This is a genomic window from Nonomuraea sp. NPDC050680, from assembly GCF_040654555.1.
Classification (GTDB): domain Bacteria; phylum Actinomycetota; class Actinomycetes; order Streptosporangiales; family Streptosporangiaceae; genus Nonomuraea.
In genome coordinates this window covers 1-26,122 of record NZ_JBFAIF010000014.1, presented here as the reverse complement: position 1 = coordinate 26,122, position 26,122 = coordinate 1, and the positions used below count along the sequence as shown (strand labels likewise).

The following is a 26,122-nucleotide window of genomic DNA, read 5'->3' as shown; positions in this document are numbered from 1 at the left end:
GGGACTCATGCGACGTGAATTCAAGCTCCCCGACGTGGGCGAGGGTCTGACCGAGGCGGAGATCGTCCGCTGGCACGCCAAGCCCGGTGACACGGTCAAGGTCAACCAGATCGTGGTGGAGATCGAGACGGCCAAGTCCATCGTCGAACTGCCGATCCCCTGGGACGGCGTGGTCTCCGGGCTGATGGCCGACGAAGGCCAGACGGTCGACGTCGGCAGGCCCATCATCGCCGTCGACACGGACGAGCCGGACGACGCCTCCGGCAACGGCGCCCAAGCAGGCGCGGCCGACCGGGTCGGGCCGGCTGACGCCGGCGCGGTCGGGGCGGCCGACGCCGACCGGATCGAGGCGCTGGCGGACGACCTGGTCCCGCGCCCCCCGGCGGAGGGAGCCGTCGAACCCGGCGCCCACGGCAGCCCCGCCCCCAAGGAGGAACGCCAGGCGGTCCTGGTCGGCTACGGCGTCAAGACCGGAGCCACCAAACGCCGCCCCCGCAAATCCCGCCCTGACGGGCCCGCCGAGTCGCCCGTGATCCCGGCCACTCCCGAGTCACCCGTGATCCCGGCCACCCCGGTCGCGAACCCGTCCCGCGTCGAGGTCACCGTGCCATCCGGTCCGGCGGCGCTCGACACCCCGCGGCGGGTCGCCGTCCTGGCCAAGCCACCGGTACGCAAACTGGCCAAGGACCTGGGCGTGGACCTGACCACCCTGGCCGGCTCGGGCCCGCACGGCTCGATCACCAGGGACGACGTCCACGCCGCAGCGGAGGGGCCCGCCCCACGGGCGACCACCCAGCCGGGCGAGCGGGCGATCACCCAGCAGGGCGAGGAGGAGCGCATCCCGGTCAAGGGCGTCCGCAAGATGACCGCCCAAGCCATGGTGGCCAGCGCCTTCACCGCCCCGCACGTCACCGAGTTCCTCCAGCTCGACGTCACCGAGACCATGGAGGCGGTCCGGCGGCTGCGCACGCTCCCGGACTTCGCCGAGGTCAAGGTCTCGCCGCTGCTCCTGGTCGCCAAGGCCGTGCTCACGGCCGCCCGGCGCTATCCGATGATCAATTCCTCATGGGACGAGGCCGCTCAGGAGATCGTGGTCAAGCACTACGTCAACCTGGGCATCGCCGCCGCCACCCCGCGCGGCCTCGTCGTCCCCAACATCAAGTCCGCCCACCGGCTGTCCCTCCCCGAGCTGGCCGCCGAGCTGGGCCGGCTGACGGAGACCGCCAGGGCGGGCCGCACCCAACCGGCCGAGATGGCGGGCGGCACGATCACGATCACGAACGTGGGCGTGTTCGGCGTCGACACGGGCACCCCGATCCTCAACCGGGGCGAGGCCGCCATCCTCGCTATCGGTCAGATACGGGACATGCCGTGGGTGGTGGACGGCGAGCTCGCGGTGCGCAAGGTGACGACACTGGCGCTCTCCTTCGACCACCGGATCGTGGACGGCGAGCTGGGGTCGCTGTTCCTGCGCGACGTCGGCGCCATGCTGGAGGACCCACTCCGCATGCTCGCCTGGAGCTGACCGGGGGCGGGCGCAGGGGCCCGTCCGAGCTAACCGAGGGCGGGCGTGAGGACGCGCTTGTCGGCCGAGGTCGGGCCGTGTGATCCGACCCAGACGGGTGCGCCCAGAGCGTCCGCCACGGCCGCGGGCCAGTCGGTGACGGCGTCGCCGTACACCGGCTTGGCCCGCAACAGCCGAGCGGTGCGCGTGGCGCGGTCGCCCAGCCGGAAGTCGGCCCCCTCGTACGCGTGGCACAGCCGCGAAACCGGCGCGTCCAGGTGCGTCAGCGCCAGCCCGTCGACCCCGCCCGCCACCTCCACCGCGTACCGATGCGCCACGGCGTCGAAGTGCCCCACCCTGAACGGCCCCTGCCACGGCCCGGTGCCGTTGTGCGGCTCCGGCAGCTCCAGCGTGGGATCCTCGGTGACCAGCGGCCCCGGCCCGTGCCGGGGAGTGTAGGTCCGCAGCACGCCCAGCCGCAGCGCCCCGGCCCCGCCGAGCAGCTCCAGCGCGTTCGCGAAGGTCGTGGTGCTCCAGGTCGTGTACGGGTCGAACCCGTGGTTCTCGTCCAGCAACACCCCCTGAGCCCCCTCGAACACCACCGGCCCCCGCCTGAGCAGCTCATCGGTGGAGTCCACCAGCCGCACCCGCGACGCGAACGCCCGATAGGCCGCCACGCAGTCCGCCACCGGCGGCCCCTCCACCCCCAGCGTCTCCCGCAGCAGGCCGAGCTTGCGGGTCAGCGTCGCGGGGGAGTCGCCCGCGCGCGGGGCGAGCGAGCCGTGCGACAGCGAGTACGCCATCGCCTCGCCGACGCCCATCCCGCACGACCCGTGCCGCTCCGCCCCCCGCGCCAGCTCGCGCCGCCGGCCCGCCTCGACGTGGTATGGCGTGGCCAGCAGGCAGTCCCGGTGGACCGTGATCAGCCCGAACGGATCCGGCACGCCGAGTCGTTCCAGATGGGCGGCCTCGGCGGCGAGCGCCAGGGGATCGACCACCACGAACCTCGACAGATGCGTCGGCACCCCCCGCAGCGTCCCTGAGCCGAACTGCGCGAACGTGTGGTGCCGCCCGTCCGGCAGCACCACGTTGTGCGCCGCCTGGGCGCCGCCGTTGAAGCGGACCACCGTGTGGACCGGCCGGGTGGCGCAGAGCCAGTCCACGACGGTGCCCTTGCCCGCGTCGCCGTACCCGAGGTCGGCGACGATGACGTGTTCGATCACGAGTCGAGCCCGTCGAGCGGCTCCGACACCACGAGTGAGCCGCGGTCCAGCTTGGCCAGCGCCCTCGACACCGAGGCGCCCGCGGCGGAGCCGAGCCCGGCCAGGTCGTCGAGGCCTTCGTCGAGACCGATGGCGTCCTCGCCGAGCCCGATCGTGAGCGCGATCGTCTCGCAGACCGCGTCGAGGTCGTCGAGCTCCAGCACGTTCTGGCCGAGCAGGTCGCGCCAGACTTTCAGCACCCGCGCGTCGCCGGCGTAGCTGGAGCCGGCGGGCAGGATGTAGTAGACGTCGTACTTCTCGGTCAGCTCGGCGACCATCGCGGCTACGTCGATGTCGCGCCCGCGCGGGCCGCCGATCAGCTTGGCGACGGCCTTGCCGCTGACCCGCGGATAGGGCAGCTCGTCGCCGATGATGAACAGGTATCCCCGCTTGCCGCGCTTGTCGTAGCAGTCGATCGAGGTGTGCCTGGCCATGAAGTACATGGCCAGCTCGTACGACTCGGACATCTGCCCGCCGCCCCCGCCCTCCAGCAGGATCTGGCCGAGCTGCTCGTCCATGCGGTTGTCGGACTCGAACTGCCCGACCTGGAGCGGCGCCCGGTCGCAGGTCGCGTCGCCGATGGCGCCGAACATGATCTGCGGGTCGGCGGCGTACCCCTTGCGCAGCAGCAGCCCGAGCAGGTCGGGCAGCTTGGCCTGCAGCGTGCGCGGCACGTGGCCCATCGAGCCGGTCACGTCGAAGAGCACGGCGACGGCCAGCGAGTCCGGGTGCTCGTCGGAGTCGCGGCTCTCCCGCGTGATGCCGAACGGGTCGAGGTCGGGGTGGGTGGTGGAGGCGCCGCCGTCGCTGTAGGCGAAGGCGCTGGCGCCGGTGGCGGCCCGGTAGCGGGCGGCCGAGCTGTAGACGTCGGTGGACCAGATTCCGCTGCCCATGATGTTCTCCCTAGAGGTGAAGGGGCCGGTAGGTACGCGGCCCGTAAAGGTCTTCGAGGAGCTCGTCGAGCTCGCCGAGCAGCGCCCACGCGTCGGAGGGCGGGCGCAGCAGGCAGCCGCGGACGAAGGCGCGCATCGTGCGGGGGTGCTCGCCGAGCAGTCCGGCGACGCAGCGGGTGACGCCCAGTACGTCGTCCGACGCCTCGGAGAGCTGTGACCGGCACCAGTCGACGAGGACGAGCCCGTGGTCGAGGGGGTGGACGAGTACGTGGCGGGGGAGCACGGCGCCGTGCGTGACGCCGGCCCGGTGCGCCAGGCCGGTGGCCACCAGCAGCCGCCGCCAGATCCAGGCCACGTCCCGGGGGTCGAGGCCGGTGCCGATCCGGGTCAGGGGGACGAAGCCGCCGGGTGCCCGGCTGAGGACGTTCGCCTGCCGGACGGCCCGCCCGGCTTTATGCCGAAATTTCGAGATAAGGCGGGGGACGTACGGCAGGAAGCGCGGGTCCGCCTCCGAGGCGATTCGCGTGAGCGCGGCGGCCTCCCGCACCAGCAGGTGGTTGTCGGCCGGGTCGCGCGGCAGCTTGAGCAGCACGTCGCCGTCCGCCGGATACAGGACGGCGGTGCCGCCCCGATGCAGCGGCGGCCCGATCCGGTACGGCCCGACCCGCCGGCCCCGGTTGAAGTCGGACCACAACTCGGCCAGTCTGGCGAACGCCTCAGCGGTACCCGGAGACATGTCCGGGTGGAGTAACCGGGCATAGCGCCGGTAGACCCGCGCGGGGGAGTCGCCCGTGAAGAGGTCGGCGGCCGAACGCGCCCCTGTGACGATCGACGCGGCCTCCTCTGCGTTCACCGGATCTCCTCCTCTCGCGAGGGCCGCAGCAGGGCGGGGTGCAGCAGCCGGGCGTCGCCCGCGCGGTACAGCTTGGCCCGCGGCCCGCCCCTGGGCCCGCCGGTCTGCGTGGTCTCGCCGGTGCCCTCCACGAACCCGGGCACCGACAGCACCTTCCGGTGGAAGTTGCCCGCGTGCAGTGGCGTGCCCCAGACGCTCTCGTAGATCAGCCGCAGGTCGGAGATCGTGAACGTGTCGCCCGCGAACGCCGTGGCCAGCGGGGTGTACTCCAGCTTCGACCGGGCCCGCTCCACGCCGTCGGCCAGGATGCGCTGATGGTCGAAGGCCAGCCGGGGCACGTCGTCGACCGGATGCCACACGGCCGCCGCCGCGTCGGTGCCCGCCCGGGGATCGGGCAGGTCGGGGGCGAAGGCCAGGTACGAGATCGACACCACCCGCATCCGCGGGTCCCGGCCGGGGCCGCCGTAACTGGCCAGCTGCTCGATGTGCGCGGGCGCGGTGTCCAGCCCGGTCTCCTCGGCCAGCTCGCGCACCGCCGCCCCCGCGAGGTCCTCGTCGGGCTTGATGAAGCCGCCGGGCAGCGCCCAGGCGCCCTCGTACGGCTCGACGCCGCGCTCCACGATCAGGACGTGCAGCCGCCGATCGCGGATGGTCAGCGCCACCACGTCGACCGTCACCGCGACCGGTGGGTAGCGCCGCGGGTCGTAGCCGGCCAGGAACTCTTCCATCATAAGTCCTTCTCAAACTGAGTAAATCTCGACTTGAGAATAACCAGCCGACTCCACGATGTCCAGAAATTTGGGCATTTACGAGATCGCGTTTAGTTGTTAAGAAGGTTTATTAACAAACTCCATCGGCCTTGCGAGGACCCATGGCGCGCTCCCGGCTCATCCTCATCCTGCTCTGGACCTGCACGTTGCTGGTCAGCGCTGGAGGTGTCGCCCTGGCCGCCCCGGCGGCGACGGCCTCCTCGACAGCTCTCTCCGGCTACAAGATCCAGTCATCCGCCAAGGTGTCGGACTCCGGCGCCGCGATCTCCACTCCCGGCTACACGGCTTCCGGCTGGTATCCGGTCGGCCCGCGCTCGACCGTCCTGGCCGGGTTGCTGGAGAACAACGTCTACTCCGACCCGTTCTTCTCCACGAACATGCAGTCGATCCCGACCGCCGACTTCGACGTGCCCTGGTGGTACCGCTCGGACTTCACGCTCGGCTCGGAGACCGGGTTACGCACGTTCCTCGACATCAGCGGGGTGATGTCGAGCGCCGACGTGTGGGTCAACGGCAGCCAGGTGGCCACGGCCGCCCAGATCGCCGGCGCCTACACCCGGAACGAGCGCGACATCACCGCGCTGGTCCACCCGGGCGCCAATTCGGTGGCCTTCCGCGTCAACGCCAACAATCCCAACAACCACCTGACGATCGGCTGGATCGACTGGGTGCAGGTCCCGCGCGACGACAACACGGGCATCTTCCGCGACGTGCTGATCAGGCGTAGTGCCGACGTCTCCCTGCGCGACGCGCACGTGATCACCAACCTGGCCGTCCCGGCGCTCGACCGCGCCGACCTGACGATCAAGGCCGATGTACGCAACGGCACCGGCAGCGCGGTGACCACCACGGTCAGCGGCACGATCGGCTCGCTCACCTTCTCCCAGAACGTCTCGTTAGCCGCGAACGAGACGAAACGGATCACCTTCTCCCAGACACTGAACAACCCGCAGGTCTGGTGGCCGTACCAGATGGGCGCCCAGCCCCTCTACGACCTCAACCTCACCGCGACCGTCGGCGGCGCGCTGAGCGACTCGCTGACCCAGCGCTTCGGCGTCCGCAAGGTGGAGTCGGGCAAGAACGCCAGCGGCCGCCGCTTCTACAAGATCAACGGCCGGTCGATCCTGATCAGGGGCGGCGGCTGGTCGCCGGACATCTTCCTGCGCAAGGACCTGCGCTACCTCGAAGACAAGATCCGCTACGTCAAGGACCTCGGCCTGAACACCATCCGCGTCGAGGGCCACCTGGACACCGACGAGCTCTACGACCTGGCCGACAAGTACGGCATCCTGACCATGCCCGGCTGGGAGTGCTGCAACAAGTGGGAGGGCTCGTTCGCCACGGCCGACTATCCCATCGCCAAGGCGTCGATGCAGGCGGAGGCCACCCGGCTGCGCAATCACCCCAGCGTGATCTCGTTCCTGATCGGCTCCGACAACCCGCCGACGGCCCAGAAGGAGACCAACTACCTCGACGCCCTGACGGCCGCCGAGTGGCCGCTGCCGATCGTCTCCGTGGCCTCGGACAAGTCCAGCCCGCAACTGGGCAACTCCGGCCTGAAGATGCCCGGCCCGTACGAATGGGTGCCGCCGAACTACTGGTACAACAAGCGCGAAGGCGGCGCGTTCGGCTTCAACTCCGAGACCAGCGCGGGCCCGGACGTGCCGACGCTCGACTCGCTGAAGCGGATGATGACCACCGCGCAGATCAACTCGCTGTGGCAGAGCCCGAGCGCGACGCAGTATCACCGCTCCCCGTCGAGCACGTTCAACAACCTGACGATCTACCACAACGCCCTCAGGGGCCGGTACGGCGTGCCGTCCAGCCTGACCGACTACGTGAAGAAGGCGCAGCTCGCCCAGTACGAGGCGGTCCGCGCGCAGTTCGAGGCGTACGGCCGTAACTTCACCGATTCCAGCAACCCCTCGACCGGCGTCATCTACTGGATGCTCAACAGCGGCTGGTCCTCGCTGCACTGGCAGCTGTTCGACTACTACCTCGACCAGGGCGGCTCCTACTGGGGCGCGCGTGAGGCGAACACGCCGCTGCACGTGCAGTACTCCTACGACAACAAGTCCGTAGTCGTGGTCAACTCGGGCACCTCGGCCGCCTCGGGCCTGACGGTCAAGACCGACGTGTTCAACATGGACGGCACCTCGAAGTACACCAACACGGCCACCGTCACCGCCCCCGCCGACGGCGGTAAGGCCACCGCGGTCACCGTCCCGTCGATCAGCGGCCTGTCCACGACCTACCTCGTCCGGCTGAGCCTGCTGCGGGGCGGCGAGGAGATCGACCGCAACGTCTATGCCCTGTCCACCGCGAGCGACGTCATCGACTGGGACAACAACGACTGGTACTACGTGCCGACCACCGGCTACGCCAACCTGACCGGGCTCAACAGCCTGGCCCAGGCCCCGATCACCGCCACCGCCACCTCGCCGTCCCCCGGGAACGTGAGTGTGACGATCAAGAACACCGGCACGGGCGCGATCCCCGCGTTCATGCTCGACGCGCACGTCGTGGACGCGGCCGGCAAGCCGGTGCTGCCGATCCAGTGGTCGGACAACGCCATCAGCCTCTGGCCGGGCGAGTCCAAGACGTTGACCGCCACGTACCGCGCCTCGGACCTGAGCGGAGCGGCGAGTGTCAGGGTCGCCGGCTGGAACACCGGGACGCTCACCGTCCCGGCCGGTCAGTCCGGCCCGCCCGACACCGAGCAGCCCAGCGTGCCGGGCAACCTCCACACCACCGCCAAGACGTCCACCAGCGTCTCGCTGGCCTGGGACACCTCCACCGACAACACCGGGGTGACCGGCTACGACGTCTACAACGGCACGACCCTGGCCACCACGGTCACCGGCACGACGGCGACGGTCTCGGGCCTGACGGCCGCCACGTCGTACACGTTCACGGTCAAGGCCCGCGACGCGGCCGGCAACACCTCGGACGCCTCGAACGCGGTCACCGAGACCACCGGCAGCGGCCCGGTCGTCTACCAGGCCGAGGACGCGACGATCTCCCAGGGCGTGGTGGAGTCGAACCACGACGGCTACACCGGCACCGGGTTCGTGAACTACGACAACCTGACCGGCAGCTACGTGGAGTGGACGGTCAACGCCCCCGTGGCGGGAGCGGTCACTCTGGAGCTGCGCTACGCCAACGGCACCACGGTGAACCGGCCGATGTCCATCACGGTCAACGGTGGCGCCGCCGTGACCCGCGACTTCAACGGCACAGGCGACTGGGACACCTGGCAGACCTCCACCCTCACCGTCACCCTCGCGCAAGGAGCCAACAAGATCAGGGCCACCGCCACCACGGCCAACGGTGGCCCGAACGCCGATCGGATCTCGATAGGCTGACCTCATGATTCGCCACGTCGTGCTGTTCACCTGGACCGAGGACGCCACCGAGGAGCAGAAGGCCACGGTGGCCACCGAGTTGCGGAAACTGCCGGGGATCATCCCGGAGATCCGCGCGTACACGGCGACGGCCGACGCGGGCATCAACCAGGGCAACCACGAGTTCGGGGTGGTCGCCGACTTCGACAACGTCGACGACTACCTGGTGTACCGCGATCACCCTCAGCACCAGAAGGTGATCGCGGAACACATCAAGCCCATCATCGCGAGCCGGGCTGCCGTTCAGCTCTCTTTGTAGGCTGCTCGTCGGTCCACCCCAGCCGCTCGACCAGCAACGACTCGAACGGCCGGCCGACCGGGAACCAGGCCTTCTTCGCGTCCGACCGGATCAGCTCGCTCTGCACGGCCAGCAGATCACCGCTGTCCCGGTCGATGATGATCTGCTGCTGCAGAGGGTCGCCGAGAAGCAGCGCGACCCCCTCGCGTCCTTCGTCGTCCTTGACCTTGTCGGCCACCTTCACGTGCGGCAGCCCGGCGAGCATCCGATAGACCGCCGCCCGCGTGCCCGGAGTGCTCGGAGCGTCGAGGAGCAGCCACCTGCCCGCCGTCCAGAGCCAGCCCTCCTGGTTGTCGGTGCCCGCGGGATACTGCTTCAGCAGCTCGGCCTTGAGCGCCTTGGCATCGGTCGGCAGTTGCGCCACGGGCGGCAGCTTTTCCGTGTCCACAGGGACGAAGAAGACCCTGCCGATCGTGCACCCGCTCTTGGATTCGCACAGCCGCGGCGAGCCGGCGGCCTTCCACGCCCGCTTGTCGGCCGGGGTGAACGGCACGGAGGTCACGGCCTTCCACTCGGTTCGCTTCTCCCCTCTCCGATTCACCCACAGCACCTCGCTGGTCCGCTGCTCGACGATGAAGGCGGACTTGACCTTGGTGCTGCTCCGCGACACCTGCCGCAGTTCCCGCCGCCACCAGGCGCCCGTGCCCGGGGGCTGCGCGGCCAGCCGGTCCGCCGCGGCCGCGAGCACCGCGGGCACGTTCGAGGTGGCGGTCGTGTCGACTTCGCTCCCGCCCAGCCTCGGCACCACCACGAACCCGCTGACCAGCACCAGGGTCACGGCCGCCGCCGCGAGCGTCACCCGGGACCAGCCGGGCAGCCGGCGGCGCGAGGGGCGATCCATGAGCTGCTCCCGGATCCCCATCGTCCTGGCCGGATCGGCGGGCGGCACGTCCGGCATCACATCGTCGATGACCTGGAACTCCTTCATCAGACCTCAACTCCCAGCGCGTCACGCAGCTTGTTTCTGGCCCGGCTCAACCGGGAGGCGACGGTGCCGTTGGCGATGCCGAGCGCCGCGGCCACGTCGTCGTAGGTCAGCTCGCCGTAGGCGACGAGCAGCAGCACATCGCGCTCACCGCGCGACAGCCCGGCCAGCGCGGCCGAGAGCTTCTGGACGGTGACCCCGGCGGCGACCCGGTCCACGACCCGCTGGTCGTGGCCGCCGTCGTCGGGCGGGGGTCCGGATCTGGCCAATGCCCGGTAGCGCCGCATCTCGGCCCGCCGATGCTTGCCGATGAGATTGGTGGCGATGCCGTACAGCCATGGCCTGATGCCGCCCTTGGCGGCGTCGAAGCTGTCGCGATGGCGGAACGCGGCGAGGAAGGTCTCGGCGGCGAGGTCCTCGGCGATGTCGAGGTCGAGGCGGCGGCCGATGTAGCGCCGTATCTCCTCGAAGTGCGCGTCGAAGACCGTGGCGAACCGCTCGGGATCGGCCACGGCTCCGTCAGGAGATGTGATCATGCAAGGGTCTCCCTTGCCGAGGAACAGGGACACCTGTGATTACCCGCTCCCGGGAGACCCTTCCAATCAGATTGCCGAGGAACCCAAACGCCTGTGCACCGCGGCCGCACCCAAGATCGCGACCTGCTGTTCCGCAGGAGCGTCGGTACTCGATTAGATCGACGACCTGAAATGAGAGCACTGCTCTTGACGTTGATGCCATCTTGAGAGAGCATTGCTCTCGTAAGAGAGCGGCGCATCAAGTGGAGGACATCATGGGCAAGCACGTCATCGCAGGAGCGGGACAAGTCGGCCAGCACCTTGCTGGGCACCTGCTCGCCCAGGGGCACCAGGTAGTCGTGATCACCAGGTCAGGCAAAGGCCCGGCCGGCGTCGAGGCCATCGCGGCCGATCTCACCGACCGCGACCGGCTCGTCCGGATCGTCAAGGGCGCTGACGCCCTCCACAACTGCGCGGGTCCCGCCTACCCCCGCTGGGCCCAGGACTGGCCGCCGCTGGCTTCCGCGTTGCTGGCCGCCGCCGAGGCCACCGGCGCGGTGCTCGTCACCGCCGGCAACCTCTACGCCTATGGACCCGTGACCACGCCGATGGTCGAGGATCTCCCCCTCGCCGCCTCCGGCGTCAAGGGCCGTGTCCGCGTAAAGATGTGGACCGACGCGCTGGCCGCGCATCAGGCCGGCCGTGCCCGCGTCACCGAGATCCGCAGTTCCGACTACTTCGGCCCGGGCGCCAGCGACCAGACCCCCGTCGGCACCCGCTTCGTGCCTTCGCTGCTCGCCGGCAAGAGCACCTCCTTCCTCGGCGACCCCGACCAGCCCCACTCGTGGACCTACCTGCCCGACGTGGCCGCCGCGATGGCCATCGCCGCCACCGACGAGCGCGCCTGGGGTCGTGCCTGGCACACTCCCACCAACCCGGCGCTATCGGCCCGCGCACTGGCAGGGCGGCTGTGCGAACTCGCCGGAGCGCCCGCACCGCGCCTCAACCGCCCCCCGGCGCCGATCCTGCTCGCACTCGAGCTGATCAACCCCGTCATCCGTGAGCTGAAAGAGACGCGCTACCAGTTCGACCGCCCCTTCGTCGTCGACTCCTCGGCGTTCGAGAACACCTTCGGCATGACCGCGACCCCGCTCGATGCCGCCCTCAAGGCCACCATCGCCGCCGCACCCACCACCTGACGTCGCATGTGGCGGGGGCGACCTAGATTTCCGGCGGGTTGTTCTCGCGGTGCATCAGCTGGTTGTCAGAGGTGCGGCCCCGCCGGGGGGCCAGCACGATGCTCAGAACCACGCCCACGCCGCCGACGATCATGAAGATGACGCCGATCGTGTCCATGTGCACGCTCTGGCCGAACACGTCCGGCTCGATGGCGAATCGCAGGATGGCGCCGAGCGTGAGGAAGAAGATGCTGACCCCGACACCCATGACGACCTCCAGGACGGCAAAGAACGCGTACGTCCTCGGTCATACCCGGGTATGGGTGATCACACTCAGGCGAGACAAGACAGTGGCTTCCCGCCATTGAACGTGATCATGTCGCCGAGGGCGGCGACAGGGTCGATCTGGCCGCCCCGGGGCAGTCCGTCCAGCTCGGCGTAGGCGCGGTGCAGGTTGCCGACGATGCGCTCGGCGTCGAGCAGCTCGCCCCACTCGCCCAGATCGGTCTCGCGGGCCGCCTCCAGCGGGGCCAGCCCCGCCGCCCGGCCGCGTTCGGCGGTCGCCAGCACGAACTCCAGGTAGCCCCGCACCCGGTCGAAGACCTCGGGCCCGCACACGTCGCCGTGCCCTGGTACGACCGTCTCCGCGCCCAGCTCCTTGAGCTGGTCGAGCGCCTCGATCCCGCCCGTCACCGAGCCCATCAGCACGAACGGCGTACCGCCGTTGAAGGCCAGGTCGCCCGCGAACAGCAGCCGCCGCTCCGGGATCCAGACATAGGAGTCGTTGGTCGTGTGCGCGGCGAAGCCGACGTGCCGCACCTCGCAGCGCAGGTCGTCGGAGTAGACCGTGACCCGGTCGCTGTAGGTGAGGAACGGCGGCGTCGCCTCCAGATGGCCCCACTCCACGTCCGGTGACCAGGCGAACGTCCGATACTCGGGGATGCCCTCGGCCATGATCAGCTCGCGGGTCCGCTCGTGGGCGACGATGGTGGCCTCGGGGAAGAGGTAGTTGCCGAATGTGTGGTCGCCGTGGTGATGGGTGTTGATCAGCGTGGTGATCGGGCGGGCGGTGACCTCGGCGATGGCCCGCCGGTAAGTCCGCGTGCGCCGCTCGGTCGAGCAGGCATCGATAGAGATCACCCCGCGCCGCCCGGCCAGGAAGCCCGTGTTGTTGATCCACCAGCTCCCGTCCGGCTGGATGTAGGCATAAACGCCTGACGAGACCTCTTCCAAACGGGGTAGCTGCAGAGGCTGGTCGTCGTGGTGAGAGGCACTCATGTCGTGAACGTACCGCGTGTGGGCCGTACAGATTGTGCGTTTCGCAGCAGAACGCCCGCTCCACAGCGGAGCGGGCGTTCAGCGGGAGGCGGATCCAGCGGCGGGTCTAGAAGGCGTCCTCCGGCAGGTCCATCAGGTCCTGGCCGGTGGCGGTGAGCACCCGGCGTTCGGCGGCCAGGCGGGGCAGCACGGTCGTCGCGAAGAACGAGGCGGCGGCGACCTTGCCCTGGTAGAAGGCGTCCTCGCCGTCGGCGAGCCGGGCCAGCGCGATCTCGGCCTGGCGCAGCAGCAGCCAGCCGATCACCAGGTCGCCCAGGCCCAGCAGCAACCTGGTCGTGTTGAGCCCGACCTTGTAGACCTCGCTCGGCGTCTCCAGCGCGCCCAGTGCCCAGCCGGCCATCGTGTCGCCCATGGCCTTGATGTCGGCGGCGGCCTCGGCGAGCAGCTTGCGCTCCTCCTTGAGGCGGCCGTTGCCGGCGTCGGAGGAGGCGAAGGCGTTGATCTCGGCCAGCAGCGAGCCGATCGCGGCGCCCTGGTTGCGCAGGATCTTGCGGAAGAACAGGTCCAGGCCCTGGATCGCGGTGGTGCCCTCGTACAGGGAGTCGATCTTGGCGTCGCGGATGTACTGCTCGATCGGGTAGTCCTGCAGGTAGCCCGAGCCGCCGAGCGTCTGCAGGGACCGGGCGAGCAGCTCGTACGAGCGCTCGGAGCCGACCCCCTTGACCAGGGGCAGCAGCAGGTCGTTCATGTCGCGCGCGTGCCGGTCGTCAGGGTCCATCTGGATGGCGTCCTGGAACGTGGCCGTGTAGAGCACCAGCGCGCGCATGCCCTCGACGTACGACTTCTGCAGCATCAGCTCGCGGCGTACGTCCGGGTGGTTCGTGATCGGCACCCGGGGCGCGGCCTTGTCGGCCATCCGGGTCAGATCGGCGCCCTGGGCGCGGCTCTTGGCGTACTCCAGGGCGTTCAGGTAGCCGGTGGAGAGCGTGGCGATGGCCTTGGTGCCGACCATCATGCGGGCGTGCTCGATCACCATGAACATCTGCCTGATGCCCTCGTGCACGTCGCCGACCAGCCAGCCGATGGCCGGGTGCTTGTCGCCGAAGGTGAGCTCGCAGGTCGTGGAGACCTTCAGGCCCATCTTCTTCTCCACATTGGTGACGTAGGCGCCGTTGCGCTCGCCCAGCTCACCCGTCTCCAGGTCCACGTGGAACTTGGGCACCAGGAACATCGACAGGCCCTTGGTGCCGGGTCCGTGCCCCTCGGGGCGGGCCAGCACCAGGTGGAAGATGTTCTCGGACATGTCGTGCTCGGCGCTGGTGATGAAGCGCTTGACGCCCTCGATGTGCCAGGTCCCGTCGGGCTGCCGGATCGCCTTGGCCCGGCCCGCGCCGACGTCGGAGCCCGCGTCGGGCTCGGTCAGCACCATGGTGGCGCCCCAGTCGCGCTCGATGGCCAGCTCGGCGAAGCGCTTCTGCTCGTCGGTGCCGACCTGCCAGAGCGTGTAGGCGAAGTTGGGTCCGGCGGCGTACATGTAGAGGGCCGGGTTCGCGCCGAGGACCATCTCGGCGGTGGCCCAGGCCAGGCTCCGGGGGATGCCGGGCCCGCCCAGCTCGCGCGGCAGATCGAGATGCGCCCAGCCACCCCCGACCAGCGCCCGGTACGACTTCTTGACACCCTCCGGCACGGTGACCGAGCTCGTGGCGGCGTCGAAGACCGGCGGGTGGCGGTCGCCCTCCTCGAACGAGTCGGCGAGCACACCGGTGGCCAGTCTGTTGACCTCTTCCAGAATGCCGCGGGCGACCGATTCGTCGATGTCGGCATACGGCCCGGTGCCGAGGATCTCGCGTCGCCCGAACACCTCGAAGAGGTTGAACTCCAGGTCACGGACGTTGCTCTTGTAGTGGCCCATGAGTGTCGATCTCCTTGAACCGGGGGCGTTATGTACTGGCCAGTAACCTTACTCGAAATGCTACCCGCGAGTAACCATGAATATGCGTGGCATGCTCATCTCCATGGACGCCGAAGAACTCGCCACCCGGTGGCGAGAACGACTGGACTCCTGGGCCATCCCCGCCGAGATCATGGCCAAGGCGCCGGTCGATCCGTGGGGCCACTCCCCGGAGCGCTTCGCCACGCGCACCGACAGGGCCCTCGCCGAGCCCGACGACGGGCCGACCTCGACGCATCTCAGGGAGGCGCTGGACGAGGGCGCCACGCTGCTCGACGTCGGCGCGGGCACCGGAGCCGCGTCGCTGCCGCTGCACGACCGGCTCTCCATGCTGTACGCGGTCGACACCTCCGCCGCGATGCTCGACGAGCTCGCTCTCAGGGCGGACAAGCTCGGCGTCCCGCTCACCGCGATCGAAGGCCGCTGGCCCGACGTGGTGGGGCAGGTGCCGGTCGCCGACGTGGTGGTCTGCGCCCACGTCATCTACAACGTGCCCGACCTGGCCGACTTCCTTCGCGCGCTGAACGCCCACGCCAGGCGCCGCGTCGTCATCGAGCTCCCGCACCGCCACCCCATGAGCTGGATGGCCCCGCTGTGGCAGCACTTCCACAACGTGGACCGCCCGGTCCGGCCGGTCGCCGAGGACTGCGTGGCCCTGGCGGCCGCGCTCGGCTTCGCCGTACGGGTCGAGGAGCGCGAGGCGCCGCTGGACCGGTTCAACTCCCTGGAGGACCTGGCCGACAGCGTCTGCCAGCGCGCCTGCCTCGACCCCGCGCGCTCGGCGGAGGTCGGCGCGACAGCCCTGGAGCTGGGCATGTGGCCGCTCCCACGGGAGCGCTGGACCACGATCTGGTGGGACTGACCAGCTTGTCCGAATGATGTTCTCTCGGGAGGCCGGGCGGGCCATGGACGACCTGATCAACCGCCGGGTCACTGGGAAGATCGCGCTCGTCCCTGCCTCGTGAGCGTCAGGACGCCGGCGATCACATAGACCAGGGCGCCATGCCAGACCGAATGGAACGCCGAGCCGAACACCCCCTCCCCGTCGAGTACGAGCTGCACCGGGTAGTCCAGGATCGCCGTGATGGCGGCTGGCAGCAGCGCGAATCTCCACGGGTGCTTCAGCGCCCACAGGCGCGCCTGGCGGGTGACCCGGTCGCCCTCGTTCGGCTTGGACACCGCGCCGATGGCGGCGACCAGCGCGAACACGCTGATCCCCAGGCCGAGCGCCCATACGAGGTCGGCGGAGCCGGGCAGCAGCACACCCAGCCCGAAGCTGGCCGCGGCCGTCGCGCCACCGCTGACGGCTGCGGCCTTCCAAGGGGCGCCACGCAGAGCGGCGCCGGACAGCGAGACCTCATCGCGTCGACTGATTTCGTTCATGTCCCCACAGTGCCTTTCGACACCCCCTTACCGCATCGGGGACCTACCCTGAGCCCTCCCTGACATGTCGGGCATGATTCGGGCATGGATGAAACCTGGATTTTCCGCCCGGCCCGTGCCAACGACGTGCCCGCCGTCGTGGCGATGCTCGCCGACGACCCGCTCGGCGCCAAGCGCGAGGGAGATCCGGCCGACGAGCGGTATCTGGCGGCCTTCGCCCGGATCGACGCCAACCCCTACGACGAGCTGATTGTCGCTGAGCGCGAGGGCAAGGTCCTGGGCACGATGCAGCTCACCTACCTGGCCGGACTCTCACGGCTCGGGGCCGAGCGCTGTCAGATCGAGGCTGTCAGGGTCGACGCCTCCACCAGGGGCCAGGGTTTGGGTCGCGAGATGATGCGGTGGGCGATCGACCGGGCGCGGGCTCGGGGCTGCGCGATCGTCCAGCTCACCTCGGACAAGTCACGCACCGACGCGCACCGGTTCTACGACTCGCTCGGCTTCAGTGCCTCACACGAGGGCTACAAGCTGTCGCTGAGCTGAGCCGCCTCTGCGGGGGCTACGAGCCGTCGCCGAGCTGGTCGATCATCCATCTGCACCACTCGGCGCGGTGCCGCTCATACCCCAGGCCGCACCGCAGCGTCGCGTAGTTGCCGAAGCGCGGATCGCCGAACGAGGGTGGGCCGCCGAACGCCGCCTCCTCCCGTTCGTACTCGGCCAGCCGCGCCTCGTGCGCGGCCAGTTGGTCGGCGAACATCCTCCTGACCAGCCCCGCCTCGGCCAGCCACGCCGCGTACGTCTTGAGCACCAGCTCGTCCCGCTCCGGTCGCTCCTTCGGCGGCCGGGTCACCCACGCGCGCAGCTCCGCGGAGCCCTCGTCCGTCAGGTGGTAGACCTTCTTGTCCTGCGGCCCCGGCCCGTGCTCGGCCTCGTAGCCGACCAGGCCGGCGGCCAGCAGCTTCTGCAGCTCGGCGTGGATCTGGCTGTGCCCGGCGGTCCAGAAGAAGCCGATGGGCCGCCGCATGGCCGCGGCGATGTCGTATCCGGTGCGGTCGCCGCGTGCCAGCACGGCGAGGACCGCGAATCCCAGCGTTGAGGTCATGGTGCCGCCAAGGGTATTGTCCCCATCGACTATGTCACTTCAGACATAGTGTGGAGAAGGGGTGGCGATGCGCGCGATCATCGGCTCGATCGGGCTTGTTCTGGTACTGGCCGGCTGCGGAGGCCCGGTCAGCCCCATGACCGCGCCCGCCACCCCGCTTCAAAGCAGGCCCACGCTTCGGAACACGCCCAACACGCCCAACACGCCCAACACGCCCACACCGGCGCAGAAGGTCACGGGCCCCAACGTCTCCGGCTGCTTCACCACCGCCGACGGCAAGATCTTCACTTACGGCGATGACCTGCCCGGCGTCATCACCGGCAAGGGCGCGGTCGGCGTGGTGATCACGTACGAGCGCAACGGCAACGTCTGCACCTGGCGCCCACTCTCCGACCGCCTGGTCGCGGCTGGTTACCGCGTCCTGCTGTACGCCAGGAAGAGCAGCGAATACCCCGACGAGGTGGCGGTCGCCATGGCCAAGCGGCTGTCCAAGGAGAAGGGCGTGCGGCGGCTGTTCCTGGTCGGCGGCTCCATAGGCGCGACCGCCTCCGTCCCGGCGGCCGAGCGGCTGGGCTCCCGGATGGCCGGGGTCGTCGCCCTGTCCGGCGCGGTCGCCGAGGACGAGGCGGCCAAGCTGACGGTCCCGCTGCTCCAGATCGGCAGCGAGAACGACGCGTACGGCGGCGCCAAGGACCTCCAGCGCACCCATGACGCCGCCACCAAAGCCCCCGACAACGAGCTCCACGTCATCAAGGGCGAGAGCCTGCACGCCTCAGCGCTGTTCGGCAGCCCTCACGGCCCCGAGGTGCTCGACCGGATCATCGCCTTCATAGATCGGCACAAGGGCTGACCTCGACCAGGTTGTCATGGTAGGCGGGGCCCCTGCCCATGTCGGCGTCGCGTTCGGCCACGACCGCGTTGGCGTTCGCGCCGCCGGGGCTGTGCTTGGGCCAGCGGCCCTTGGGCGAGGCCACCACGCCGCGCGCCACCCGGTCGCTCACCTCGACGTCGGCCAGGAACTCGCCGCTCGCGTTGTGCACCCGCACCCGCTGCCCGCTCACCAGCCCGCGCGCCTCGGCGTCGGCCGGGTTGACCAGCACCACGGGCTCCTTGGCCCGGCGCCTGAGCTCCGGGTTGTTGCCGAAGATCGTGTTGAGGAAGGTGTGCGCCGCCGGTGTCACCAGGGTCAGCGGGTACGGCGAGCCGTCGGCCGTACGCAGGGAATGGGGTGGGACGTACGCCTTGCCACGCGGCGGGAAGCGGAGCCGGCCCGAGGCGGTGGGGAAGCCGTCGGCGAAGGGGGTGAACGGCTGGGGATAGTTCATCCGCACCCATCCCTCCTTGCGCAGCCGGTCCAGCGTGACGCCCTCCAGCGACGGGTGGCCGCTGCTCAGCAGTTGCTCGGCCAGTTCAAGATCGGAGTCGTACAGCGACGGCTCCGTCATGCCCATGTGAGCGGCCAGGCGGCGGAACGTCTCGGTGGTCGACAGGCACTCGCCCGGCGGCGCCACGGCGGGCTCGTTCCAGAGCAGGTAGAGGTGGCCGTACCCGGCGTGCAGATCCATGTGCTCGGTCTGCATGGTCGCGGGGAGCACGATGTCGGCGTAGTCGACCGTGTCGGTGGGGAACTGCTCCATGACCACCGTGAACAGGTCCTCGCGGGCCAGCTGCCGCCGGATCCTGTTGGCGTCGGGGGTCGAGCCGACCGGGTTGGCGCCGTACACCCAGAGGCACTTCACCGAGTCCAGCTCGGAGGCCAGCCGGGTCATGGTCAGCGTGCGGACCGGCTGGGCCAGCAGGTCGTCGCGCTTGTCGATGTCGACGTGTACGTGGCCGCTGGTGGAGTAGGCCACGCCGCCGCCCGGGTGGCGCCAGTCGCCGGTCACGCCGGGGATCGCGGCGATCGTCCGCAGCGTGGTGCCGCCGCCCGCGTGCCGCTGGATGCCCATCGTGGTCCGGATCGCGGTCGGCCGGGTGTGCGCGAGCCGCGTCCCCAGCTCGCGGATGTCGGCGGCCGGGATGCCGGTGATCTCGGCGGCCCGCTCGACGGGGTAGGCCAGGATCTCCTCGCGGAAGGACTCCCAGCCCTGGGTGTGCTCGGCGAGGAACTCCTCGTCCTGGGCGCCCTCGGCGAGCACCACGTTCAGCAGGGCCAGCGCGAGCACGGCGTCGGTGCCCGGCCGGATCGCCAGGTGCCGGTCCGCCTGGTCGGCGGTCCTGGTGCGGATCGGGTCGATGGCCACCACATACGCGCCGGCCGCACGGGCGTCCTGGACGAACTTCCACAGGTGGTGCCCGCTGGTCAGCGTGTTCGTACCCCACAGCAGGATCAGCCGGGACAGCGCGAGGTCCTCGGGGTCCATGCCGGCGGGTGTGCCGTTGGTCAGGCTCAGCCCGGCGCCGCCGGCCGTGGCGCAGATGTTCAGCCAGTGCTTGGAGGCGCCCAGCATGTTCCAGAAGCGGCGCCCGGCGACGCCTTCGCAGCCCTGGATGTAGCCGAGCGAGCCCGTGCCCACGTACGGCCAGATGGCCTCGCCGCCATGCTCGTCGATGATGTTCCGCAGCCTGAAAGTGATCTCGTCGAACGCCTCCTCCCAGGTGATGCGCTCGAACTCGCCCGACCCCTTGGGCCCGGTACGGCGCAGCGGGTAAAGAATGCGGTCGTCGGCCTGGGTATGCTCCAGATATCGGTTGACCTTCACGCAGAGCGCGCCTCTGGTGTACGGCTGCTCCGGGTTGCCGCGCATCTTCACGGCCTTGCCGTCTTCGACCGTGACGATCCAAGAGCAGGTATCAGGGCAGTCCAGCGGGCATGCCCCCAAAACTCGCAATTCACCCGACATGCGACACAGCTTACGTGTCGCTCCGCCAGGCATTAGGGAAGCCACGACATGCCCCGACGCGCGGTAGAAATCAAGGGTGAAGGATTGAAGGGGCCCAAAGATCGTACGGTCGGTCGGGAAGGTGCAGAATCTCTGTCGGTGGCCGAAACCAGGGAACGTGATGACGCGGAGGACCTCGCGAAGGGGGATCCAGCCGTGGCTGAAGCGCGCGCTGAAACGGACGTCTATGTAGTCGAGCCGCTGCTGCCCCAGCGCCTGCGCCGGCCCTCCGACCTGCTGCGCTTCCTCACCACGCTGCTCGTGCTCGCCGCGGTCGTCCTCATCGCCCTGGTCGCCAAACAGACGCTCAACGGCCTCGAAGCGGACGTCAAAGAAGGCACCACCCTCGTCCCCGACCTGCTCAGCCGAGTGGCGACCTTCCTCGGCGGCGCGGCCGTGCTCATCGTGCCGGTGGCCTTCGCCGTCGAGCGCGTCTTCCACCGCGACGGCCTGCGCGTGGCCGAGGGCCTGATCGCCGCGATCATCGGCATGGTCGGCTCGTTCCTGCTCGGTCAGTGGCTGATCGGCGGCAGCGTCGAGGACCTGCGCATGCTGCTGACCGGCGGCCGATCCATCGAGCCGCTCAACACGCTGCTCACCTCGGTGGTCGCCTACGCCACCGCCGTACGCATCTCGCGCCGTCCCACCTGGCGCATGCTCATGTGGACGGTGATCGCGCTCGACATCTTCGCGCTCTTCTCCGGCCGGCAGATCACGCTGCCGGGCGCGATCGTGCCCGTCCTGGTCGGCATGGCCGTGGGCTACGGCACCCTGTACGGCGTGGGCAGCCCCAACACCCGGCCGCCCGGCAACGCGGTCGTCGCCGCGCTCCGCAAGCTCTCCTTCTCCCCGCAGTCGGCCCGCCGCATCGAGGACGACCACCAGGGCAGCCGCCGCTACGCCATCGGGCTCAAGGACGGCAGCAGCCTCGATGTCACCGTGCTCGACCGCGACCGGCAGGTCGCCGGCCTGCCGTACCGGCTCTGGCGGCGGATCCGGCTCAACTCGGAGACCAGGCGCCGGGCGATCAGATCGCTCCGCGCCGAGCTGGAGCGCGAGGCGCTCATGGCGTACGCCGCGCAGGCCGCGGGCGCGAGCACACCGCGCCTGCTCGGCACCAGCGAGATCGGCACCGAGGCCGCGCTGCTCGCCTACGAGCACCTCGAAACCCGCCCGCTGGACGAGGTGCCCGACGCCGACATCGACGACGCCCTGCTCGCCCAGATCTGGGAGCAGGTCGCGCTGCTGCAGATCCAGCGGCTCGCCCACCGGCGGCTGACCGGCGACAGCATCCACCTCGACCGGGCCGGCCGGGTCGTGCTGACCGACGCCCGCAGCGGCGAGATCGCGGCCGGCGACCTGCTGCTCCGGCTCGACGTCGCGCAGCTGCTCACCTATCTGGCGCTGCGCGTCGGCGCCGAGCGCTCCGTGCGGGCCGCCGCCGCCGTCATGGGGCCCGACGCGCTGGCCGCCGCGATGCCGCTGCTCCAGCGCATCGCCCTCACCCGCGAGACCCGCTCGGCGCTGTCGAAGGACAAGGGCGTGCTCACCGAGCTGCGCGAGCACATCGTGGCGCTCAAGCCGCAGGGCAAGGTCGAGGAGATCCGGCTGGAGCGGTTCCGGCCGCGCACGCTGGTCACGATGATCGCCAGCACTGTGGCCGCCTACTTCCTGCTGACGCAGCTCAGCCGGGTCAACGTCGTGCACGTGGTGACCACCGCCAACTGGGCCTGGTCGGTGCTGGGGCTGGCCGCCTCATTCGTCAGTTTCGTGGCCGCCGCGCTGATGCTCAGGGGCTTCGTACCCGAGCATCTACCGCTCTGGCGCACGGTCCTGGTCCAGTTCGCGGCCTCGTTCGTCAAGCTCGTCACGCCCGCCGCCGTCGGCGGCGTCGCGATCAACACGCGCTACCTGCAGAAGCGCGGCATCTCGCCCGCGCTCGCGGTGGCCAGCGTGGGCGCCTCTCAGCTCAGCATGATGGTCTTCCACATCGCGCTGCTGCTGCTGTTCGCCTACATCACCGGGTCCAACACCGCCACCGCGTTCAGCCCGTCTCGTGGGCTGGTCGTGGTGATGCTGTCGGTCGCGGTGCTGGTCGTGGTGCTGTTCGGGGTGCCGCCACTGCGCCGGTTCATCACCGGGCGGATGCACAAGCTGTTCGCCAACGTGCTGCCCAGGCTGCTCGACGTGCTGCAGTCGCCGCGAAAGATGATCGAGGCCTGCGTCGGCACCCTGATGATCACGATCGCGTTCGTCGTCTGCCTCGACGCCTGCGTCGAGGCCTTCGGCGGCGAGCTCAGCTTCACCGCCGTCGCCGTCGTCTACCTCACGGCCAACGCGATCGGCTCGGCCGCGCCCACACCTGGTGGCCTGGGCGCGGTCGAGGCGTCGCTGACACTGGGCCTGACCGTGGCCGGGCTGCCCGCCGAGCTGGCCACATCGGCCGTCCTGCTGCACCGGCTGCTCACGTTCTGGCTGCCGGTGCTGCCCGGCTGGGCGGCCTTCACCTACCTCCAGCGGCACGAATCTCTATGACCTTGTCGATGGCGTCGAGCTCGTCCTGAGTGAACGCCGGGCCGTCGACGCAGGCCACGTTGTCCTCCAACTGCCGCACGCTGCTCGCGCCGATCAGCACGCTGGTCACCCGCGGATCCCTGATCGCCCACGACAGCGCCATCTGCGCCAGCGACTGGCCGCGCGTCTTGGCGATCTCGTTGAGGTCACGCGCCAGGTCGCGGTCGATCCGGTCGGTGCTCAGGAACCGGCTGGTCGCCGCCCGCGAGTCGTCGGGGACACCGTCGAGGTAGCGGTCGGTCAGCAGCCCCTGGGCCAGCGGTGAGTAGGCGATGCACCCCATGCCCGCCTCCTCCAGCACGTCGAGCAGCCCGTCCTCGATCCAGCGGTTGATCATCGAGTAGGACGGCTGGTGGATGAGCAGCGGGGTACCCAGCCCCCGCATGATCCGCGCGGCCTGCGCCGTCTGCTCGGCGGAGTAGTTGGAGATGCCCGCGTACAGGGCCTTGCCCGAGCGCACCGCCCGGTCCAGCGCGCCCATCGTCTCCTCCAGCGGCGTCTCGGGATCGGGCCGATGGCTGTAGAAGATGTCGACGTAGTCGAGCCCCATCCGCTCCAGTGACTGGTCGAGGCTGGCGAGCACGTATTTACGCGAACCCCACTCGCCGTACGGCCCCGGCCACATGTCGTAGCCGGCCTTGGTGGAGATGACCAGCTCGTCCCGGTAGCGGGCGAAGTCCTCGCGGAAGATCCCGCCGAAGTTGCGCTCCGCCGAGCCGTACGGCACGCCGTAGTTGTTGGCCAGGTCGAAGTGCGTGACGCCCAGGTCGAACGCCCGCCGCAGGATCGCCCGCGAGTTGTCGATCGGCCGGTTGTCGCCGAAGTTGTGCCAGAGACCGAGCGAGACGGCAGGCAGCTTCAGGCCGCTGCGCCCGCTGCGGTTGTACGGCTGGCGCTCGTAGCGGTCGTCGTCCGGCTGGTAGGTCATGAGGTGCCTCTCTCGATGATCCAGGAGAGCGCGAAGGCCTCTTCGCGCCAAACGTCATAGCGCCCGCTCCGGCCGCCGTGTCCCGCGCCCATCTCCGTCTTGAGCAGGAACGGACCGCCGCCGGCCGTGGCCCGCAGCCTAGCGATCCACTTCGCGGGCTCGTGATAGAGCACCCGGGTGTCGTTCAGGCTGGTGATCGCGAGAATCGGCGGGTACGCGCGATCGTCCACGTTCTCGTACGGTGTGTAGCTCTTCATGTACGCGTAGACATCGGCGTTGTGCAGGGGATCGCCCCACTCGTCCCATTCGATCACGGTCAACGGCAGCGACGGATCGAGGATCGTGTTGAGCGCGTCGACGAACGGCACCTCGGCCACCACACCCGCGAACTCCTCCGGCGCCAGGTTCGCCACCGCGCCCATCAGCAGGCCGCCGGCCGAGCCACCCCTGGCGATGATCCGCTCGCTCCAGCCCGACGCCTTCAGATGCTTGGCCGCCGCGACGAAGTCGGTGAAGGTGTTCTTCTTCTTGGTGAGCTTGCCCTCCTCGTACCAGCGACGGCCCATTTCGCCGCCGCCCCTGATGTGCGCCACGGCGAAGATGAAGCCCCGGTCGAGCAGGGACAGCCTGGGGACCGAGAAACCGGGGTCGATGGAGGTCTCGTAGCTGCCGTAGCCGTACAGGACGGTGGGGGCGGGCTTGGCGGTGTCCTTGCGCTTGACGACGGAGATCGGGACCCGGGTACCGTCCTCGGCGGTGGCCCACTCGCGGAACTGCTCGTAGTCGGCCGGGTCGTAACCACCCAGGACGGGCCGCTGCTTGAGCAGGATCAGCTCGTGGGTGGCCAGGTCGTAGTCGTAGACGCTGGCCGGGGTGATCATGCTGGTGTAGGCGAGCCGGAGCCTGCCGGTGCTGAACTCCGGGTTGCCCGCCGGCCCGGCGTCGTAGAGCGGCTCGGGGAACTCGATCTCGTATTCGTCGCCCCCGTACGGGAGGACGCGGATGCCGGTCAGCCCGTCGCGGCGGAAGTGGAGCACGGCGTGGCCGGCGAACGCGTCGACCTCCAGCAGCCTGGTGTCCGCGCTGTGGGCGATCACCGGCGTCCAGGTGCCGGGAGCGTCGAGCGGGGCGGTGGCCAGCTCGAAGTTCTCGGCGTTCTCGTTGTGGAGCACGTAGAAGAAGTCGCCGGCGTGCTCCAGGCCGTACTCGACACCGGTCTTCCTGGGACGGACGATCTGGAACTCGCCCGTCGGGTCGTTGGCGTCGAGGAGGCGCACCTCGCTGGTGATCTTGCTCCCGGCGCCGAGCACAAGGTACTTCTCGCTGCGGGTGAGCCCGATCCCGACCCAGTAGCGCTCGTCGCTCTCCTCGTAGACCAGCACATCGTCCGGCGAGCCGAGCGTGTGCCGGTAGACCTGGAAGGGACGCCAGGCGTCGTCGACGCGCGTGTAGAAGAACGCCGACCCGTCGGCCGACCAGGTGCCACCGTAGAAGACGTCTTCGATCTCGTCGTCGAGCAGCTCGCCGGTCTCCAGGCTCTTGAACCTCAGAGTGAAGCGCTCGTCGCCCTTGTAATCGGTGGAGTAGGCCAGCATCGTCCCGTCGGACGTGATGGCGCTGGTGCCGACGGAGAAGAACGCGCTGTCGCCCGCCAGCTCGTTGCCGTCGAGAATGACCTGCTCCCGGTCGAGGCGCTCGCCCGGGGTGACCGCGGGCGGGGTCTCGCCGTCCGCGGGCACGCGGCAGGAGACGGCGTACTGCTTGCCCTCCTCTGTCCGGCTGAAGTACCACCACTCGCCCTTGCGGCTCGGCACCGACAGGTCGGTCTCCTGGGTGCGGCCCTTGATCTCCTGGAAGACCTGCTCCTGGAGATCGCCGAGGTGAGCGGTCTGCTGCTGGAGGAACGCGTTCTCCGCCTCCAGGTAGGCGATCGTGTCGGGATCGTCCTTATTGGCGAGCCAGGCGTACTCGTCGATCACGGTGTCGCCGTGATGGGTGCGCTCAGTCGGTGACTTCTTCGCCAGCGGCGGTGTTTTGCTACTCACGTGGGGAGTCTATGTTCCGGGCCGTGATCGTTCTGTGGCCTCCGATCGGAGTGAAGGCGTCTCGAGCGCTCGGGGGCGCTGCTAATCTTTAGAAGTCGCCAGGGTGCGGCGCAACCAATCTCCTCCACTTCGGTGGTTTTGACGTGTGTTGCGTTGTGCTTGGTGGCAGCCGCTTCGATTCGCTACCCGGTCTACGGGATGGTAAATTGAAGAGGCGGTCGAAATTCCAAGCAAGTCCGGTCAATTTGACAGAAAAACGGACTGGTGAAAGAATAGAGACACAACGGAAAACGAAATGAACGCCTCTCGCAGGTTGGGGAGTACGCGTCCGTTTCTTGAGAACTCAACAGTGTGTTAAAAGCCAGTGCATGATGCAC

22 protein-coding genes are annotated in these 26,122 nt (G+C 69.5%); 8 read left to right on the top strand and 14 right to left on the bottom strand.

The annotated features are described in order from the left end of the window. Positions 1-7 precede the first annotated feature (7 nt). Positions 8-1,525: a dihydrolipoamide acetyltransferase family protein gene (locus AB0H88_RS35055; RefSeq protein WP_357652159.1), complete on the top strand. Its 1,518-nt coding sequence runs from the start codon at positions 8-10 to the stop codon at positions 1,523-1,525. Between the two features lie 29 nt (positions 1,526-1,554). Here the strand turns inward: AB0H88_RS35055 and AB0H88_RS35050 are convergent, their stop codons facing one another. Genes AB0H88_RS35050 through AB0H88_RS35035 form a run of 4 tightly spaced genes read right to left on the bottom strand, consistent with a single transcriptional unit; the run spans position 1,555 to position 5,243 of the window. After that, on the bottom strand, positions 1,555-2,727 hold the full coding sequence (locus tag AB0H88_RS35050; protein WP_357652157.1) for an adenylosuccinate synthetase: 1,173 nt from the start codon (positions 2,725-2,727) through the stop codon (positions 1,555-1,557). Further along, positions 2,724-3,659, bottom strand: a complete 936-nt coding sequence (locus AB0H88_RS35045; protein WP_357652155.1) for a hypothetical protein — start codon at positions 3,657-3,659, stop codon at positions 2,724-2,726. Before AB0H88_RS35045 ends, AB0H88_RS35050 begins: the two co-directional genes overlap by 4 nt. Before the next feature lie 10 nt (positions 3,660-3,669). After that, positions 3,670-4,512 carry a molecular chaperone DnaJ gene (locus AB0H88_RS35040; RefSeq protein WP_357652153.1) on the bottom strand — a complete coding sequence of 281 codons (843 nt, stop codon included), beginning with the start codon at positions 4,510-4,512 and terminating at the stop codon, positions 3,670-3,672. Then, positions 4,509-5,243 carry an NUDIX hydrolase gene (locus AB0H88_RS35035; RefSeq protein WP_357652151.1) on the bottom strand — a complete coding sequence of 245 codons (735 nt, stop codon included), beginning with the start codon at positions 5,241-5,243 and terminating at the stop codon, positions 4,509-4,511. Before AB0H88_RS35035 ends, AB0H88_RS35040 begins: the two co-directional genes overlap by 4 nt. A gap of 140 nt (positions 5,244-5,383) precedes the next feature. Between AB0H88_RS35035 and AB0H88_RS35030 the strand changes: the two genes are divergently transcribed. Continuing rightward, positions 5,384-8,647, top strand: coding sequence for a fibronectin type III domain-containing protein (locus tag AB0H88_RS35030; RefSeq protein ID WP_357652149.1), 3,264 nt, complete (start codon positions 5,384-5,386; stop codon positions 8,645-8,647). Between the two features lie 4 nt (positions 8,648-8,651). Continuing rightward, a complete protein-coding gene (locus AB0H88_RS35025; protein ID WP_357652147.1) occupies positions 8,652-8,945 on the top strand; it encodes a Dabb family protein in 294 nt (97 codons plus the stop codon). Here the strand turns inward: AB0H88_RS35025 and AB0H88_RS35020 are convergent. Further along, positions 8,908-9,912, bottom strand: coding sequence for a CU044_5270 family protein (locus AB0H88_RS35020; protein WP_357652145.1), 1,005 nt, complete (start codon positions 9,910-9,912; stop codon positions 8,908-8,910). The two genes, AB0H88_RS35025 and AB0H88_RS35020, sit on opposite strands and share 38 nt — an antisense overlap. After that, positions 9,912-10,445 carry an RNA polymerase sigma factor gene (locus tag AB0H88_RS35015; RefSeq protein WP_357652143.1) on the bottom strand — a complete coding sequence of 178 codons (534 nt, stop codon included), beginning with the start codon at positions 10,443-10,445 and terminating at the stop codon, positions 9,912-9,914. Before AB0H88_RS35015 ends, AB0H88_RS35020 begins: the two co-directional genes overlap by 1 nt. A gap of 254 nt (positions 10,446-10,699) precedes the next feature. On the opposite strand from AB0H88_RS35015, the gene AB0H88_RS35010 reads away from it, so the two are divergent. After that, a complete protein-coding gene (locus tag AB0H88_RS35010; RefSeq protein WP_357652142.1) occupies positions 10,700-11,623 on the top strand; it encodes an NAD-dependent epimerase/dehydratase family protein in 924 nt (307 codons plus the stop codon). A gap of 22 nt (positions 11,624-11,645) precedes the next feature. On the opposite strand, the gene AB0H88_RS35005 is transcribed toward AB0H88_RS35010, so the two are convergent. From AB0H88_RS35005 to AB0H88_RS34995, 3 genes are all read right to left on the bottom strand, one after another. After that, positions 11,646-11,870, bottom strand: a complete 225-nt coding sequence (locus AB0H88_RS35005; RefSeq protein WP_357652141.1) for a hypothetical protein — start codon at positions 11,868-11,870, stop codon at positions 11,646-11,648. Between the two features lie 65 nt (positions 11,871-11,935). Further along, complete coding sequence (locus tag AB0H88_RS35000) at positions 11,936-12,880, bottom strand: MBL fold metallo-hydrolase (RefSeq protein ID WP_357652139.1); 945 nt, start codon at positions 12,878-12,880, stop codon at positions 11,936-11,938. 106 nt (positions 12,881-12,986) lie between these two features. Further along, complete coding sequence (locus AB0H88_RS34995; protein ID WP_357652137.1) at positions 12,987-14,792, bottom strand: acyl-CoA dehydrogenase; 1,806 nt, start codon at positions 14,790-14,792, stop codon at positions 12,987-12,989. A 91-nt stretch (positions 14,793-14,883) separates the two neighbouring features. Here AB0H88_RS34995 and AB0H88_RS34990 point away from each other — a divergent pair, with 91 nt between their 5' ends. Next, on the top strand, positions 14,884-15,693 hold the full coding sequence (locus tag AB0H88_RS34990; RefSeq protein WP_357652135.1) for a methyltransferase domain-containing protein: 810 nt from the start codon (positions 14,884-14,886) through the stop codon (positions 15,691-15,693). Positions 15,694-15,761: 68 nt separating this feature from the next. On the opposite strand, the gene AB0H88_RS34985 is transcribed toward AB0H88_RS34990, so the two are convergent. Continuing rightward, positions 15,762-16,214 (bottom strand): hypothetical protein, encoded by a 453-nt coding sequence (locus AB0H88_RS34985; RefSeq protein ID WP_357652134.1) that lies wholly within the window; start codon positions 16,212-16,214, stop codon positions 15,762-15,764. Between the two features lie 84 nt (positions 16,215-16,298). On the opposite strand from AB0H88_RS34985, the gene AB0H88_RS34980 reads away from it, so the two are divergent. Beyond that, positions 16,299-16,757 (top strand): GNAT family N-acetyltransferase, encoded by a 459-nt coding sequence (locus tag AB0H88_RS34980; RefSeq protein ID WP_357652132.1) that lies wholly within the window; start codon positions 16,299-16,301, stop codon positions 16,755-16,757. A gap of 16 nt (positions 16,758-16,773) precedes the next feature. On the opposite strand, the gene AB0H88_RS34975 is transcribed toward AB0H88_RS34980, so the two are convergent. Then, entirely contained in the window at positions 16,774-17,316 is a 543-nt protein-coding gene (locus AB0H88_RS34975) for a PadR family transcriptional regulator (protein WP_357652130.1), read from the bottom strand. 67 nt (positions 17,317-17,383) lie between these two features. On the opposite strand from AB0H88_RS34975, the gene AB0H88_RS34970 reads away from it, so the two are divergent. After that, positions 17,384-18,166 carry a hypothetical protein gene (locus tag AB0H88_RS34970; protein WP_357652128.1) on the top strand — a complete coding sequence of 261 codons (783 nt, stop codon included), beginning with the start codon at positions 17,384-17,386 and terminating at the stop codon, positions 18,164-18,166. Here AB0H88_RS34970 and AB0H88_RS34965 read toward each other — a convergent pair. Further along, positions 18,144-20,159, bottom strand: coding sequence for a molybdopterin oxidoreductase family protein (locus AB0H88_RS34965; protein ID WP_357652126.1), 2,016 nt, complete (start codon positions 20,157-20,159; stop codon positions 18,144-18,146). The two genes, AB0H88_RS34970 and AB0H88_RS34965, sit on opposite strands and share 23 nt — an antisense overlap. A gap of 195 nt (positions 20,160-20,354) precedes the next feature. Between AB0H88_RS34965 and AB0H88_RS34960 the strand changes: the two genes are divergently transcribed. Beyond that, complete coding sequence (locus AB0H88_RS34960; RefSeq protein WP_357652124.1) at positions 20,355-22,733, top strand: lysylphosphatidylglycerol synthase transmembrane domain-containing protein; 2,379 nt, start codon at positions 20,355-20,357, stop codon at positions 22,731-22,733. Here the strand turns inward: AB0H88_RS34960 and mgrA are convergent. Further along, positions 22,702-23,700, bottom strand: coding sequence for an L-glyceraldehyde 3-phosphate reductase (mgrA, locus tag AB0H88_RS34955; protein WP_357652122.1), 999 nt, complete (start codon positions 23,698-23,700; stop codon positions 22,702-22,704). The two genes, AB0H88_RS34960 and mgrA, sit on opposite strands and share 32 nt — an antisense overlap. Continuing rightward, positions 23,697-25,745: a S9 family peptidase gene (locus tag AB0H88_RS34950; RefSeq protein ID WP_357652120.1), complete on the bottom strand. Its 2,049-nt coding sequence runs from the start codon at positions 25,743-25,745 to the stop codon at positions 23,697-23,699. Before AB0H88_RS34950 ends, mgrA begins: the two co-directional genes overlap by 4 nt. Between the last annotated feature and the right edge of the window lie 377 nt (positions 25,746-26,122).

Coding starts and splice junctions, on each gene's coding strand:
- AB0H88_RS35055 (WP_357652159.1), top strand. CDS start 8: ATGCGACGTGAATTCAAGCTCCCCGACGTGGGCGAGGGTCTGACCGAG.
- AB0H88_RS35045 (WP_357652155.1), bottom strand. CDS start 3,659: ATGGGCAGCGGAATCTGGTCCACCGACGTCTACAGCTCGGCCGCCCGC.
- AB0H88_RS35035 (WP_357652151.1), bottom strand. CDS start 5,243: ATGATGGAAGAGTTCCTGGCCGGCTACGACCCGCGGCGCTACCCACCG.
- AB0H88_RS35030 (WP_357652149.1), top strand. CDS start 5,384: ATGGCGCGCTCCCGGCTCATCCTCATCCTGCTCTGGACCTGCACGTTG.
- AB0H88_RS35025 (WP_357652147.1), top strand. CDS start 8,652: ATGATTCGCCACGTCGTGCTGTTCACCTGGACCGAGGACGCCACCGAG.
- AB0H88_RS35020 (WP_357652145.1), bottom strand. CDS start 9,912: ATGAAGGAGTTCCAGGTCATCGACGATGTGATGCCGGACGTGCCGCCC.
- AB0H88_RS35015 (WP_357652143.1), bottom strand. CDS start 10,445: ATGATCACATCTCCTGACGGAGCCGTGGCCGATCCCGAGCGGTTCGCC.
- AB0H88_RS35010 (WP_357652142.1), top strand. CDS start 10,700: ATGGGCAAGCACGTCATCGCAGGAGCGGGACAAGTCGGCCAGCACCTT.
- AB0H88_RS35005 (WP_357652141.1), bottom strand. CDS start 11,870: ATGGGTGTCGGGGTCAGCATCTTCTTCCTCACGCTCGGCGCCATCCTG.
- AB0H88_RS35000 (WP_357652139.1), bottom strand. CDS start 12,880: ATGAGTGCCTCTCACCACGACGACCAGCCTCTGCAGCTACCCCGTTTG.
- AB0H88_RS34995 (WP_357652137.1), bottom strand. CDS start 14,792: ATGGGCCACTACAAGAGCAACGTCCGTGACCTGGAGTTCAACCTCTTC.
- AB0H88_RS34990 (WP_357652135.1), top strand. CDS start 14,884: ATGCTCATCTCCATGGACGCCGAAGAACTCGCCACCCGGTGGCGAGAA.
- AB0H88_RS34985 (WP_357652134.1), bottom strand. CDS start 16,214: ATGAACGAAATCAGTCGACGCGATGAGGTCTCGCTGTCCGGCGCCGCT.
- AB0H88_RS34980 (WP_357652132.1), top strand. CDS start 16,299: ATGGATGAAACCTGGATTTTCCGCCCGGCCCGTGCCAACGACGTGCCC.
- AB0H88_RS34975 (WP_357652130.1), bottom strand. CDS start 17,316: ATGACCTCAACGCTGGGATTCGCGGTCCTCGCCGTGCTGGCACGCGGC.
- AB0H88_RS34970 (WP_357652128.1), top strand. CDS start 17,384: ATGCGCGCGATCATCGGCTCGATCGGGCTTGTTCTGGTACTGGCCGGC.
- AB0H88_RS34965 (WP_357652126.1), bottom strand. CDS start 20,159: ATGTCGGGTGAATTGCGAGTTTTGGGGGCATGCCCGCTGGACTGCCCT.
- mgrA (WP_357652122.1), bottom strand. CDS start 23,700: ATGACCTACCAGCCGGACGACGACCGCTACGAGCGCCAGCCGTACAAC.